This window comes from Serratia sp. FDAARGOS_506, assembly GCF_003812745.1.
Classification (GTDB): Bacteria; Pseudomonadota; Gammaproteobacteria; order Enterobacterales; family Enterobacteriaceae; genus Serratia.
On the sequence record NZ_CP033831.1, the window covers coordinates 3036367 to 3050428 of the forward strand.

Annotated in this window: 12 protein-coding genes; 7 read left to right on the plus strand and 5 right to left on the minus strand. The window is 47.5% G+C overall.

Features of this window, described 5'->3' with window-relative positions; all coding sequences use genetic code 11:
* Positions 1-23: 23 nt before the first annotated feature.
* From EGY12_RS14740 to gndA, 6 genes are all read left to right on the plus strand, one after another.
* Positions 24-1919 carry a DUF4422 domain-containing protein gene (locus EGY12_RS14740; protein ID WP_123894418.1) on the plus strand — a complete coding sequence of 632 codons (1896 nt, stop codon included), beginning with the start codon at positions 24-26 and terminating at the stop codon, positions 1917-1919.
* A 4-nt stretch (positions 1920-1923) separates the two neighbouring features.
* Positions 1924-3081: a UDP-galactopyranose mutase gene (gene glf, locus EGY12_RS14745; RefSeq protein ID WP_123894419.1), complete on the plus strand. Its 1158-nt coding sequence runs from the start codon at positions 1924-1926 to the stop codon at positions 3079-3081.
* Positions 3078-3977 carry a glycosyltransferase gene (locus EGY12_RS14750; RefSeq protein WP_123894420.1) on the plus strand — a complete coding sequence of 300 codons (900 nt, stop codon included), beginning with the start codon at positions 3078-3080 and terminating at the stop codon, positions 3975-3977. Before glf ends, EGY12_RS14750 begins: the two co-directional genes overlap by 4 nt.
* 14 nt (positions 3978-3991) lie before the next feature.
* Positions 3992-5134, plus strand: coding sequence for a glycosyltransferase family 4 protein (locus tag EGY12_RS14755; protein ID WP_123894421.1), 1143 nt, complete (start codon positions 3992-3994; stop codon positions 5132-5134).
* A gap of 14 nt (positions 5135-5148) precedes the next feature.
* A complete protein-coding gene (locus EGY12_RS14760; RefSeq protein ID WP_123894422.1) occupies positions 5149-6333 on the plus strand; it encodes a polysaccharide pyruvyl transferase family protein in 1185 nt (394 codons plus the stop codon).
* A 136-nt stretch (positions 6334-6469) separates the two neighbouring features.
* A complete protein-coding gene (gndA, locus tag EGY12_RS14765; RefSeq protein ID WP_004938815.1) occupies positions 6470-7876 on the plus strand; it encodes an NADP-dependent phosphogluconate dehydrogenase in 1407 nt (468 codons plus the stop codon).
* 62 nt (positions 7877-7938) lie between these two features.
* Here the strand turns inward: gndA and EGY12_RS14770 are convergent, their stop codons facing one another.
* The gene (locus tag EGY12_RS14770; RefSeq protein WP_123894423.1) at positions 7939-8745 is read right to left on the minus strand and encodes a polysaccharide pyruvyl transferase family protein; all 807 of its coding nucleotides are present in this window, start codon (positions 8743-8745) and stop codon (positions 7939-7941) included.
* Between the two features lie 167 nt (positions 8746-8912).
* Here EGY12_RS14770 and EGY12_RS14775 point away from each other — a divergent pair, with 167 nt between their 5' ends.
* Positions 8913-11126 (plus strand): glycosyltransferase, encoded by a 2214-nt coding sequence (locus EGY12_RS14775; protein ID WP_123894424.1) that lies wholly within the window; start codon positions 8913-8915, stop codon positions 11124-11126.
* Positions 11127-11163: 37 nt separating this feature from the next.
* On the opposite strand, the gene EGY12_RS14780 is transcribed toward EGY12_RS14775, so the two are convergent.
* The 4 genes from EGY12_RS14780 to hisA all read right to left on the minus strand — a co-directional run bounded on the left by EGY12_RS14780 (position 11164) and on the right by hisA (position 14062).
* Entirely contained in the window at positions 11164-11805 is a 642-nt protein-coding gene (locus tag EGY12_RS14780) for a hypothetical protein (RefSeq protein WP_123894425.1), read from the minus strand.
* A 153-nt stretch (positions 11806-11958) separates the two neighbouring features.
* A complete protein-coding gene (gene hisIE / locus EGY12_RS14785) occupies positions 11959-12573 on the minus strand; it encodes a bifunctional phosphoribosyl-AMP cyclohydrolase/phosphoribosyl-ATP diphosphatase HisIE (RefSeq protein ID WP_123894426.1) in 615 nt (204 codons plus the stop codon).
* The gene (gene hisF, locus EGY12_RS14790; RefSeq protein ID WP_041034248.1) at positions 12567-13343 is read right to left on the minus strand and encodes an imidazole glycerol phosphate synthase subunit HisF; all 777 of its coding nucleotides are present in this window, start codon (positions 13341-13343) and stop codon (positions 12567-12569) included. The genes hisIE and hisF overlap by 7 nt, the downstream gene beginning before the upstream one ends.
* Entirely contained in the window at positions 13325-14062 is a 738-nt protein-coding gene (hisA, locus tag EGY12_RS14795) for a 1-(5-phosphoribosyl)-5-[(5-phosphoribosylamino)methylideneamino]imidazole-4-carboxamide isomerase (RefSeq protein ID WP_123894427.1), read from the minus strand. The genes hisF and hisA overlap by 19 nt, the downstream gene beginning before the upstream one ends.

The following is a 14062-nucleotide window of genomic DNA, read 5'->3' on the forward strand; positions in this document are numbered from 1 at the left end:
TTTTTTATTATTAGGTGGTTCGAATGGAAAAGATAAAGATATATACTTGTCACCATAAACCGAGCGCGTTCCTTGATTCGACGCTCGTATACCCTATTCATGTTGGGAAGGATAATAGTCTTAACGATATTGGTTGCACTGGTGACAATACCGGCGACAATATTTCCCTTAAAAACCCATTTTACTGTGAACTCACTGCACATTATTGGGTTTGGAAAAATGCTGAGCCTGCCGACTTTATCGGTTTTATGCATTACCGCCGCCATTTTAATTTTTCTGATACCCAAAACTACCAAGAGGATAACTGGGGGGTTGTCAATCATGAGAAGATTGACGAAGCTTACCACCAGCAGTTTGGCTTGGATGATGAGCAAATTTCACGGTGTCTTGCTGGTGTAGATGTTATTCTACCAAAAAAATGGGATGTCACTGCTGCTGGCAGTAAAAACAATTATCAGCATTATAAAATTTCCGATCATTTGCATATAGAAGACTATGATGCCGCGTTAAAGATTCTCGGTGAGCTTTATCCAGAATATCAGACTGCAGCCGATAAGTTTAATAATGCATCAGATGGTTATTATACAAATATGTTTGTTATGAAAAATGACATATTTAATGAATATTCCGTCTGGTTGTTTTCTATTTTAGATAGGCTTGAGTCTGAGCTTAGATTTAAAAATTATAGTGCCCAAGAAAAACGAGTTGTTGGACACATTTCCGAGCGCTTGCTAAATATTTATATTGAATACCAATCCTCTACGCGCAACTTGAAAATAAAAGAATTGCAGCGCACTTTCGTTCAACAAGAGACGTTCACTGCTACGCTCAAGCCAAGTTTTGCTGCTAACAATGTGCCTGTAGTTATTTGTTTTGATGATAACTATGCGATCAGTGGTGCAGCATTGATTAATTCTATTATCAAGCATGCTAATCCAGAGCTCAATTATGACTTGGTGGTGTTAGAGAATGGCGTTTCACTGGGAAATAAGAAACGCTTCTTCTCAATGGTGACTGAGCATAATAATTTTAAACTTCGCTTCTTTGACGTTAATGCATTTTCCGAGATTAAAAACGTCTTTACACGTGCGCACTTCAGTGCAGCGACTTATGCACGTTTATTTATTCCTAATCTTTTTGCCGAGTTTGACAAAGTTATCTTTATCGACTCGGATACCGTAGTGGAAAGCGATCTATCCGAATTGTTGACTTTGCCATTAGGTGATAACCTGGTCGCAGCGGTCAAAGACATTGTGATGGAAGGATTCGTTTTGTTTGGTGCGATGTCGCAGTCCAGCGATGGCGTGGTGCCGGCGAAGGAATATCTGTCGACCTCATTGGGAATGACGGATCCGGATGGCTATTTTCAGGCAGGTATCTTGGTCTTTAACATTGAGCAAATGAATAAGGAGAAGACGTTCTCCAGCTTGATGGCTGCAATGAAAAGCAAAACCTATTGGTTCCTCGATCAAGACATCATGAATAAAGTTTTCCATGGCCGAGTGCATTATCTGCCGCTGGAGTGGAATGTTTATCATGGAAATGGTAATACCGATGATTTCTTCCCAAATTTGCCATTTGCGACCTATATGCGTTTTCTTGATGCGCGCAGCAAGCCTAAAATGATCCACTTCGCAGGTGAAAACAAACCGTGGAATACGCGCCATGTGGATTTCTTCGATAATTATCATAAAAACATCGTACAGACACCTTGGGCATTGGAAGCTTATGAACGTCTGATAGCTCCAGCCGGGGCCTCTCGGTTGGGTCAGAAGGTAGAACAGAAGCAAGAGTTGTTGCAGACTAAGATAAAGCGTGCGCTGATGCCTGTCGTTAACACGTTAGCGCCAAAGGGCTCTTCGCGTCGCAATCTAATGACGAAGTATTATTACAAGGTCAGACGTGCAATTATCGGATAACTTGATGAAGAATAGTAAGAAAATCTTAATCGTAGGTGCAGGTTTTTCCGGTGCGGTTATCGGGAGAAAATTGGCTGAGCGAGGCCACCAAATTCACATCATCGATCGTCGTACTCATATCGCGGGCAACTGCTATGATGCTCGGGACGAAAAGACGGACGTGATGGTGCATACCTATGGTCCGCATATTTTCCATACCGACAACGAGCAAGTCTGGAACTTTGTGAACCAGTACGCCACGATGATGCCCTATGTTAACCGTGTAAAAGCAACGGTGAACGGCCAGGTTTTCTCGTTGCCGATTAACCTGCATACCATCAACCAATTCTTTAAAAAGACCTGTTCGCCAACGGAAGCGAAAGCTTTGATTGCCGAGAAAGGCGATTCCAGTATCACTGACCCGCAATCGTTCGAAGAACAGGCGCTGCGCTTTGTCGGCAAAGAACTGTATGAGGCCTTCTTCAAAGGTTACACCATCAAGCAATGGGGTATGTCCCCGGCACAGTTGCCGGCTTCGATTCTAAAGCGTTTGCCTATTCGCTTTAATTATGATGATAACTATTTCAACCATAAGTTCCAGGGGATGCCAAAAGACGGTTATACCAAGATGGTTGAAGGTATTCTGGAACACCCGAATATATCGGTGGCGTTGGATACTCAGTTCCAAATGCAAGATCGCGAGGGCTACGATCATGTGTTTTACAGCGGTCCGCTGGATGCGTTTTATGACTTCCAGTTTGGGCGGCTCGGATACCGTACACTGGACTTTGAGAAATTTACCGTGGAAGGGGATTATCAAGGCTGTGCGGTGATGAACTATTGTGAACAGTCGGTACCTTATACTCGTATCACCGAGCATAAGTACTTCTCCCCTTGGGAACAGCACGAAGGGTCGGTTTGCTATAAAGAGTACAGCCGCGCCTGTGAAGAAAACGATATCCCGTATTATCCGATTCGTCAGGTCGGTGAAATGGCGTTGTTGGAAAAATACGTTGATTTGGCTGAAAAAGAACGTGACATTACCTTCATCGGCCGCCTGGGGACGTATCGTTACCTGGACATGGACGTGACCATTGCCGAAGCATTGAAAACGGCTGAAACCTATCTGGCCAGCCTGGAGCAAGAAAACGCCATGCCTGTATTTACGGTCAGCATCAGATGAGAAGCTCGGCGTTAATTGTTACATTCAATCGCCTGCAAAAATTGAAACATTGCTGGGCGGCAACTTCAGCGTTGCCGTTCGATGACATTATCATTGTTGATAACGCGTCGACCGACGAGACCCAGTCGTGGCTGCAAGGTATCGAGGATAGCCGTTTACACGTCATACGCGCCGCAAAAAATGACGGCGGCGCAGGCGGGTTCAGGAGCGGAGCTGAATATATCGCGAGTAAGATAGACACCGATTGGGTGTTTATGTTCGATGATGACGCTTATCCCGATAGCGAGTTGCTGACTCGTTTCGTCGATTTGGCGCAAAGGTCCGATTACGCGGCCTACTGCTGTCGAGTCTTGGATAAGCAAGGTTCGTTATGCAAAATGAACGTGCCTTTCAGCACAATGCCAACGTCGCTGTTACAAACATTGGACTACATAACTGGGCCGGGGCGTTACACCCCCGCAGAGCATAAGCCTGCGGACGTTGTTACACTCTCATTTGTCGGCGCAATAATACGCAAAGACGTTTTAGCCGCTAACATAGAGTACATCTGGCCAGAACTTTTTATTTATTATGATGATCTTTACTTCTCTTACAGGTTGAGTCAACAAGGGTATCGTTTCCGGTACTCACCAGAGTTGGTATTTCTGCACGATGTGCCTGCTAGCCAAGGGGGGATAAACCCGCCCTGGAAAGTGTACTATCTGGTCAGAAACCTGCTCCTTTCAAGGACGCTTTTCGAAAAACATGAAAGACCTTACTCACTCGGAGCTATCGTGTTGCGTATTGCAAAATATTTACTTTCTTTTACCTCTCAGGGCAAAAAAGACGGATATATTAAATACGTAGTGCGCGGTATTGTTGACGGTATATCACGTAAAAATGGTAAACAACATTAGCCGGTAAGAGTTAAATGAAAAAGATTTGTTATTTTATCAACTCAGATTGGTACTTTGAACTGCATTGGGTTGAAAGAGCGCTGGCGGCTAAGGCTGCTGGCTATGAAATCCACGTTGTCAGCCACTTTGTGGGAGACGACATTCAGCAAAAGTTGTCTGAGAAAGGTTTTATCTGCCACGACTCATCGGTATCTGAGCTGTCCATCAATCCGATCAATTTCTTTGGTTCATTGACCAAGGTATGGTCGTTGCTCAAAAAAATTAACCCTGACGTACTGCATTGTATCACTATCAAACCTTGCTTGATGGGGGGGTTCTTCGCGCGTTTTTACAATAAGCCCATTATTTTAGGCTTTGTCGGGCTTGGGCGCGTCTTTATGGAGGATAAATTGTCGATGAACGTCATTCGTTATCTGACGTTACATTCGTACAATCATATTTTCAAAAACCCAAAATGCTTGCTGGCCTTTGAGCATGAACACGATCGCGATCGGCTTCTGGCGCTCACTGAAGCGAAGAAAAGCCAAACGGTTGTGATCGACGGTGCAGGGATCAATCCTGATATCTATCATTACTCGCTGGAAATCAACCGCGAAAAACCGGTCGTCTTGTTCGCCAGCCGTTTGCTCTGGAGCAAAGGATTGGGCGATCTGGTCGAGGTGAAAAAGCGGTTGGTGCATAAAGGCGTTGATTTTGTGCTTAATGTTGCGGGAATTTCCATTGTTGACGATCCGGATGCTATTCCGCTGTCGCAAATAGAAGAATGGCATCAGCAAGGGCTCATCAACTGGTTGGGTCGTTGCAGCGATGTCTATAGTCTGATTGAAGCTTCTAACGTTGTCGCTCTGCCTTCTACGTATTCAGAAGGCATTCCGCGTATTTTGCTGGAAGCGTCTTCGGTTGGGCGTGCTTGCATCGCTTATGACGTGGGCGGTTGCCAAAGTCTGATTATTGATGAGTACACCGGAAGTCTGGTAGAGATGCGTAATATCGATGTCTTGGCAGTGAAGTTGGAGCAGCTGCTTACCAGCCCAACCAAGCGCGTCGAGATGGGGGTGCGCAGCCGTGAGCGTATCGAGAGCAAGTTCGCTTCATCATTGGTGATCGATGACACGTTGAAACTCTATCAGCGGGCTATTGCTAATGGAACTTATTGATTAAAAGAGGTGTTTTGGCTTTCTTCGCGAAACTATGGACGAAAAAGAGCGAAAAGGACGTTCCGGTTCCGCCAGTGAAATTATTCTATCTGGTATCAGCTGCGGGTATGCCTAATTTTGGCGATGATATGTTGACGCGATTTTGGGTAACGGAATTGCGGCGGCGTTTCCCTAGCTGCACCATTTATCTGGATGCCGTTGACGCCGTAGTTGCCTCAGGGTTGTTTCCCGGAGTGCGATGCGTGGATTATCTATGGCGGCTGGTGCAAGCGTTGGGCAATGATGGTTCCCTGGAAGATAAGCTTGCCGATCCGTACACGCTACCGTTACGTGAACGTTTGATGTCCAAGGCGTTTACCTCTGCCGCCAGCATTCATCTACTGGGGGGAGGATATATTAATGAGCTCTGGGGCGCCAACTCGCGACTAATTGAAGTGGCGGCATATTTTGCCAAAAAATACCAGCTCGCGTGTTATGCAACCGGACTAGGATTGCAACCGCTCTCATCTGAAAAGGCCGAGCAACTTGCACCTTACATTCGCCAGTTTGACCAGTTTGATGTCAGAGATAGTGCGAGTTATGAGATTTTAGCGCCATTTGGGCTACCACAACTCAGTTTTACAGGTGACGATTATTTTGCTTTTTCGTCCCATCCTGTCGGGCACATTATAGAGGATGAGTCGTCCACTTTACATCTGTGCATTCATACCGAGTTGTCTGAGGATGATGTTCTCACTGGGAATTTATTGGGCTTGCTAGGACAATCGACAACGATATTCCTGGAGAAGCATCCGAACGCTAGGATTAAGTTTTATGAATTTCGGCCGGGTTCAGATGGGATTTTCTTCCGTCAAATTCTTGAACTTTTCCCCCAGGCTGAGTTTGTGTCGTTTGAGCAGGTTTGGCACGATGGTTTGACATTCACTACGCATGATTTTTGTATCAGCTCGCGTTTTCATTTTCAGGTCATCGCAGCCAGCTTTGGCATACCAGGGGTCGCGCTTTCGTGGTCTGATTACTATGACAACAAGTTTTCCAGCCTGCAGAGCATGTCAAACTGGCCAATGATTCGGCCGGATATCAGCCCGGAAGTATTACGGGGTATCTTATCGTCGTTTTCGTGCGGAGACTGTCAACAGGGGCTGGAGCAGGTCCAACTGTCCAAACAGCTTTTATTGACGCAGTTGTACAATTTTTAACGCTTTATAATCTGTTGCAAAGCCTATCGCACCAATCACTACCCACCCGGCTCAATCCTGAGTTAACATGTGTGCCACATCACAAAACCTGTTGGCCCGCGTTGCCAACAGGGTCATCCTCAGACAGGAGTTCCTAATGTCCAAGCAACAAATCGGCGTTGTCGGCATGGCGGTAATGGGCCGCAACCTCGCGCTGAACATCGAGAGCCGTGGTTACACCGTTTCCATTTTCAACCGTTCTGGCGACAAAACTGACGAAGTGATCGCTGAGAACCCGGGCAAAAACCTGGCGCCGTATTACACCGTTGAAGAGTTTGTTGAATCGCTGGAAAAACCGCGCCGCATCCTGCTGATGGTGAAAGCGGGTGAAGCGACGGATAAAACCATTGCCTCGCTGACTCCGCACCTGGACAAGGGCGATATCCTGATCGACGGCGGTAACACCTACTATCAGGACACCATCCGTCGTAACCGTGAACTGTCCGACCAGGGCTTCAACTTCATCGGCACCGGCGTTTCCGGTGGTGAAGAAGGCGCGCTGAAAGGGCCTTCCATTATGCCTGGCGGCCAGAAAGAAGCTTACGAGCTGGTGGCGCCGATCCTGGAGAAAATCGCTGCGGTTGCGGAAGGTGAGCCTTGCGTGACCTACATTGGCGCAGACGGTGCCGGCCACTATGTGAAGATGGTGCACAACGGCATCGAATACGGCGACATGCAGCTGATTGCCGAAGCCTATTCTCTGCTGAAACAGGCGCTGAATCTGAGCAACGAGCAACTGGCCGAAACCTTCGCCGAGTGGAACAAGGGCGAACTGAACAGCTACCTGATTGATATCACCAAAGACATCTTCACCAAGAAAGACGAAGAGGGTAAATACCTGGTCGATGTGATCCTGGACGAAGCCGCCAACAAAGGCACCGGCAAATGGACCAGCCAGAGCTCGCTGGATCTGGGCGAACCGCTGTCGCTGATCACCGAATCGGTATTCGCACGCTACCTGTCCTCGCTGAAAGATCAGCGCGTTGCCGCGTCTAAAGTGTTGACCGGCCCGAAAGTGGCGCCGTTCACCGGCGACAAAGCTGAATTCATCGAGAAAGTGCGTCGCGCGCTGTATCTGGGCAAGATCGTGTCCTACGCGCAGGGCTTCTCTCAGCTGAAAGCCGCGTCTAAAGAAAACAACTGGGATCTGCACTACGGCGAAATCGCCAAGATCTTCCGCGCCGGCTGCATCATCCGCGCCCAGTTCCTGCAGAAGATCACCGACGCTTACGCGGCGGATGCCGATATCGCCAACCTGCTGCTGGCGCCATACTTCAAGCAAATCGCCGACGAGTACCAGCAGGCGCTGCGTGACGTGGTGGCCTACGCCGTGCAGAACGGTATCCCTACGCCGACCTTCTCAGCTGCGATCGCCTACTACGACAGCTACCGCTCCGCAGTGCTGCCGGCGAACCTGATTCAGGCGCAGCGCGACTACTTCGGCGCGCATACCTACAAACGCATCGATAAGGAAGGCGTGTTCCATACCGAATGGATGGAATAAGTTATTGCTTGATGATAAGAACCGCCAGGCTAATACCTGGCGGTTTTTTATATTTTGAAGACTTACTTGATAAAATAGGTGTTTGGAAAGTAATTCATCAAGGAGTGGTCATAGACAGACTCATTTTTGTAATATGAGTTAGGATAGAAATTAACTTCCATACCTAACAGCGACCCTAAAATTGCGACATGTAACCTGTCTGTATTAACTGCTTTATAATCTTGTAAGAAACTGATAAGTGAACGGGTTGAATTTCGTGCGAGATTGACATTGTCCCAATAGTCACCATTCCATGTTAGAGATATGTCATGATTATTTTCATGATGCAGCTTAGTCAATGACTCTGAATCAGTCCGATAGCAAGATGCTATTTCCTTGGTCGGTGCTACATCGTTGATATATTTATCTTTATCGAGATAAAATGCCATATCCTGTGTCAGGATAATTGACTCGTCTGGAATATAACCTAATTTTAATAAACGCTCATACGAGGTTTTCTCTCGACAACAGATAAAGAGATTTTTTATATTTTCCTTGAAAAAATCAGTGTATCCGAAAATGGTTGAAGGAAATATAATTACTTTGGCAAAATTTGAAATGTTATTCTGTATGAAATCACGGCCTTCAGCGTAATAGTTCTCAATTAAATTTCCGCCACCGCCAAAAAGCAGTACGTGCTTTTCTGGACTGTATTTTTCTGAAGATATAAACGGAGAGTAATCAAATCCATTGGCCTCCAAATAATCATATGTTGCTGCGGCGATAACGCCATCGCCTGCATTTCCTGGGTTTGCTTTATAGACAAAATGATAGCTTTTACAAAGTTCTCGCAGCATTGAGGTAAATTGGTTTTCATTCTTATGGGACATTTTTGACCTCATGAATTCAAATGATGGATAAGCAGAAAACAGGCATCTACTCAAGTTTCTTGCCACAGTACAGAAAGAGCTGTTGTTCGACAAGACGGTTGTAGTGTAAAGATTGTGATAGCAATAATCAATGCAAGTTATTAGAACGACTCAAAGGATAGGTTTGTATGAAAAAAGTTCTTATAGTTACTCCTGATATCGAAGGCCCGATCCGAAACGGAGGAATTGGAACGGCTTTTACCTCTTTGGCTGTAAACATGGCAAAGTCAGGCTTTGCTGTAGAGGTCCTTTATACATGTGGCGATTACTCTGAATCTGGTGAGAGAAAAATAGATCATTGGATTGAGGTATATGAAGAGCACGGTGTTAAGCTGAAAGTACTGCCTGCACTAACAGATATAAATATTGATGCTCCTTATTTCCGAAGAAAAAGCTACGCAGTCTATGAATGGATGAAGGAGAGTGAAAGAGCGCCTTATGATATTGTCATTGCTTGTGAATGGCAGGCCGATCTTTATTACACGCTTCTCGCAAAAGGGCAGGGGCTGTTCTTTGCGGATACCAAATTCATTATTAACACGCATAGTTCTACACTCTGGGCTGATGAAGGAAATTATCAACTTCCGTACGACCAAAACCACATGGAGCTTTATTTCATGGAGCAAAAGGTCGTCGAAATGGCTGATGAGATTATTAGTCCGTCACAATACTTGTTAGACTGGATGCGGGATAAAAATTGGATTCTGCCTGCGGCAAGTCATGTAATTCTTAACTGTGAACCTTTCTCAATCAATCCAGTTGATGATGCAATAATCCCAACGCGCTCTAAGAAAACAACTACTGGTATTGAACTCATTTTCTTTGGCCGCCTGGAAACCAGAAAAGGATTAGATATTTTCCTGCGGGCCTTGCATAACCTGAAAAAAGACGAGTTGGCCAAGATATCGGCAGTCACATTTATGGGTAAAGCTGTAGTTGCGGAAGGTTTTAACTCCATTGAACATATAAGAACGAAAACAGATTCGCTCGATGTCAAAGTTAATATTATTACTGACTATGATCGCACACAAGCTGATGCTTATATCAAAGGGGAGAATACACTCGTTGTCATTCCTTCTTTAGTTGAGAACTCCCCTTATACAGTATACGAAAGTTTGATCGGTGGTGTTAACTTTATAGCCTCTTCGGTTGGCGGTATAAAAGAGCTGATTCCTGTAGAGAACCATCCTGAGATTATATTTGAACCAACACCTAGTTCCTTGTATCAAAGAATTACTTTGCGACTTGACAATCTTCATGTTAAATCACAGTTGGTTAAAAACGTTGATGAAATTAAAACGAGTTGGATTGATACGCTTAGCGAGTCTTTTGAGCCTCCTCGCTTGCAGGTTGACGCAAATTTAGAACCGTTGGTGAGCGTATGCTTGGTTCATCATGATCGAAGTCATTTGCTGCAACAGGCAATCGCCTCGCTAAAAACGCAAACCTATTCCAACTTTGAGGTTATTCTCGTTGACGATGGAAGTGTCAAGGATGAGTCTCGGCGCTATCTAGACCTTCTAAATAAAGAGTTCTCTGAGAAAGGCTGGAAGATTATCAAGAGCTCTAATAATTATTTAGGCGCTGCTCGTAACTTAGCCGCAAAACACGCATCTGGCGAGTTTTTGATCTTCATGGATGATGACAATGTTGCTAAACCGCATGAAATTGAAACATTCGTGCGTGCGGCGGTTCACTCCGGCTGTGATCTTTTGACAACACCGAGTGATTTGATTTATGGGGATGAGTTCCCATCGCCGTTCCGTAAAATGAAGGACTGTTGGTTACCCTTAGGTGCAGATCTGAACGTAGCCAGCTTTGCTAACTGTTTCGGTGATGCTAATGCAATGATCAGAAAAAGTGTTTTTGACAGCGTTGGCGGTTTTACTGAAGACTATGGTATCGGGCACGAAGATTGGGAATTCTTCTGTCGCGTCGCCTTGGCTGGACACAAGATGCAGTTGGTGCCTGAAGCTTTATTCTGGTACCGAGTCGCTAATACAGGCATGTTAATTAGTGGAAATAAAGGAAAGAATAACTTCCGCAGTTATCGACCATTCATGTCTCCTGATAATCGAATTCAGTATACTATGGGGCTGATCCCATCTTATATCGATAAAATTCAGCGACTGGAACGCGATCTGGCATTCTATCGTAATAATCCTAATGTTAACGGAAGCGCCGAGGTTGGTATAATCAACGAAAAACTTGATTACCTCATTTCTCAGCAGCGTGATGGCTGGGCACATGATCGATTTAATGCACTGTATGCCGCTGTAAATAAAAGAGGTTTCTTCTATCGTGTCGCAAGGAAAGTATTTAATACTCTTCGCGGACGCTAAGAAAAAAACGCCGCAATATGCGGCGTTTTTACAAAAATCACAGTATCTTTGTTACGTTATTGATGATTTTATCCCAACCTTCAATTGAAATGTCGTCGGCTTGACTATAATCTGCAAAGCGATCTATGTAAGAAATTAATATGTTATCGTCATAACGTTCAACCTCGCCAAGCTTGTTTTTGTCATCGCTTTGAAATACTACTAATATCTTGGCTTTACCAGATTGATTGAGTTTATTTGCCAATTCTTCCATGACAGACATATCAATTTGATTATTATTCTTTTTGATAACAAAAACTCTATTTCCTTCTTTTAGGGAATTGTAGAATTTGTTAACCAGATAATCGATTTTTCCCTTCTCTATCAGGTATTTTTCCTTTCTTTTATCCTCATCATCTTCAAACTCCCAGCGCTCACCAAACTGTTGACTAAAGAGCTCAGTATGGAATATAACGCCGTTCGATTTATCAATCAGCATATTTCTCCATGTGGGCTGGAGATTATGATACTGGTAGAATCCGTTAAAATCACTGGAAATGAGATTGAGAAGATCCTGGTGTTCCTTGATGAGCGACCAGCGGAATAAACTACCGCTCTCGATGCCTTTTTTACGCAAATAGAAACCAAACTCGCAATTATCACCCATGCTTTCGAAGCATGAAAGTTTCTCACTTCCCATAGTTGCCAATCCTAAATTGTTGTAGGCCTAATCTAATTTTAAACCAAAAATAATTTGATGAAGCAAGATATTTTTAAAATGTGAGGCATCTGTGAAAATTTTATGGTGTGTAAAGGACAGAACCCAACGAAAGTCGAGCCCTGTCGGTGGTGGCTATTTCTGATGCCGCTCGCGCAGCCGGCCGATCACCGCGCTCAGATCCAGATCCTGGTCCTGCAGCAGCACCAGCAGGTGATAGATCAGGTCCGAAGCTTCGTTGGTCAGCTCTTCGCGATCGTTGACCGTGGCGGCCAGCGCGGTTTCCACACCTTCCTCCCCGACCTTCTGCGCGATGCGCTTGGTGCCGCTGGCGTACAGGCTGGCGGTGTACGAGCTGTCCGGGCTGGCGTGCTTGCGCTCCGCCAACAGCTGCTCCAGCTGATAGAGGAATGTCCAATCGCTGGCGGCTGGGTGGAAGCAGCTGCTGTTGCCCAGGTGGCAGGTCGGGCCGTTCGGGTTGGCCAATACCAGCAGCGTGTCGTTATCGCAGTCCGGCGTGATGCTGATCACCTTGAGAAAATGGCCGGAGCTTTCCCCTTTGGTCCACAGACGCTGCTTGGTGCGCGAGAAGAAGGTGACGTTACCGCTCTGTTCGGTGGTCGCCAGCGCCTCCGGCGTCATGTAACCCAGCATCAGCACTTCGCCGGAAACGGCGTGCTGCACGATGGCCGGCATCAGGCCGTCGGTTTTTTCCCAGTCCAGCTGGTTTCTCTGTTGTTCTGTCAGCACACGCGAATCTCCACGCCTTGTTCAACCAGGAACCTTTTCAGTTCGCCGATATTGATGATTTGTTTGTGGAACACCGACGCCGCCAGCGCGCCGTCGACGTCCGCATCGCGGAACGCTTCCAGGAAGTGCTCCATGGTGCCCGCGCCGCCGGAGGCGATCAGCGGCACCTTGCAGGCCTCGCGCACCAGGCGCAGCTGCTGCAGATCGTAACCGTTGCGCACGCCGTCCTGGTTCATCATGTTCAGCACGATCTCACCGGCGCCGCGGCGCTGCACTTCCTGTACCCAGTCGAGGGTTTCCCACTGGGTGATGCGGGTGCGGCTCTCATCGCCGGTATATTGGTTGACGTGATACTTGCCGGTTTCACTGTCGAACCAGGTGTCGATGCCTACCACGATGCACTGCACGCCGAAGCGTTCCGCCAGGCGGCTAATCAGCTCAGGATCGGCCAGCGCCGGCGAGTTGATCGAAATCTTGTCGGCGCCGAAAGACAGGATCTGGCTGGCGTCCTCGGCGCTTTTAATGCCGCCGGCGACGCAGAACGGGATATCAATCACCTCCGCCACGCGCGATACCCAGCTTTTGTCCACCACCCGGCCGTCGCTCGAGGCGGTGATATCGTAAAACACCAGCTCGTCCGCACCTTCTTGCGCATAGCGCTGCGCCAGCGGCACGATGTCGCCGATGATTTCGTGGTTGCGGAACTGCACGCCTTTCACCACTTGCCCGTCTTTAACATCCAGGCACGGGATTATCCGTTTTGCCAGCATGCGATCGCCTCCTCAACGCTAAATTTACCTTCCAGCAGGGCACGCCCCACGATCACGCCGGCAACGCCGCTGCCGCGCAGTTGGGCGATGTCGTCCAGATTGCCGATGCCGCCCGAGGCCTGGAAGGCCACCTGCGGATAACGGCGGCTGATCTCGTGATACAGCGCCACGTTGGAACCGGCCAGCGTACCGTCGCGGGAAATGTCGGTGCACAATACGTGCTTCAGCCCATAGGGCAGGAACTGCTCCACCACCTGTTCAAGCGTGGCGTCGGAATCCTCCTGCCAGCCGCTGATGGCCACGCGTTTCACGCCCTGCGCGTCGATGCGCACGTCCAGCGCCAGCACCAGCGCGTCGGCGCCGTAGCGCTCGAACCAGCTCTGCACTAACTGCGGCTGTTTCACCGCGGTGGAGCCGATCACCACGCGCGTGGCGCCGGCCTCCAGCAGGGCGCTGACGTCCTGCTCGTTGCGAATGCCGCCGCCGACCTGCACCGGCACGTCAACCCCCGCCAGCAGCTTGCGCAGCAGCGGGATCTGGCGCGCGGCCGGATCTTTGGCACCGGTCAGATCGACCAGGTGCAGCACCTGGGCGCCCTGTTGTTGATAGTCCTGCAGGCGCAACAGCGGATCGTTGCCGTAGTCGCGCTGTTGGCCGTAATCGCCCTGATGCAAACGCACCACGTTGCCGTCGATCAAATCCAAAGCCGGAATAATCAT

Excerpts from the sequence above, each read along its gene's own strand:
- EGY12_RS14750 (WP_123894420.1), top strand. The coding sequence starts at position 3,078 with ATGAGAAGCTCGGCGTTAATTGTTACATTCAATCGCCTGCAAAAATTG.
- EGY12_RS14775 (WP_123894424.1), top strand. The coding sequence starts at position 8,913 with ATGAAAAAAGTTCTTATAGTTACTCCTGATATCGAAGGCCCGATCCGA.
- hisA (WP_123894427.1), bottom strand. The coding sequence starts at position 14,062 with ATGATTATTCCGGCTTTGGATTTGATCGACGGCAACGTGGTGCGTTTG.
- EGY12_RS14770 (WP_123894423.1), bottom strand. The coding sequence starts at position 8,745 with ATGTCCCATAAGAATGAAAACCAATTTACCTCAATGCTGCGAGAACTT.
- hisF (WP_041034248.1), bottom strand. The coding sequence starts at position 13,343 with ATGCTGGCAAAACGGATAATCCCGTGCCTGGATGTTAAAGACGGGCAA.
- glf (WP_123894419.1), top strand. The coding sequence starts at position 1,924 with ATGAAGAATAGTAAGAAAATCTTAATCGTAGGTGCAGGTTTTTCCGGT.
- gndA (WP_004938815.1), top strand. The coding sequence starts at position 6,470 with ATGTCCAAGCAACAAATCGGCGTTGTCGGCATGGCGGTAATGGGCCGC.
- EGY12_RS14755 (WP_123894421.1), top strand. The coding sequence starts at position 3,992 with ATGAAAAAGATTTGTTATTTTATCAACTCAGATTGGTACTTTGAACTG.
- EGY12_RS14780 (WP_123894425.1), bottom strand. The coding sequence starts at position 11,805 with ATGGGAAGTGAGAAACTTTCATGCTTCGAAAGCATGGGTGATAATTGC.
- EGY12_RS14740 (WP_123894418.1), top strand. The coding sequence starts at position 24 with ATGGAAAAGATAAAGATATATACTTGTCACCATAAACCGAGCGCGTTC.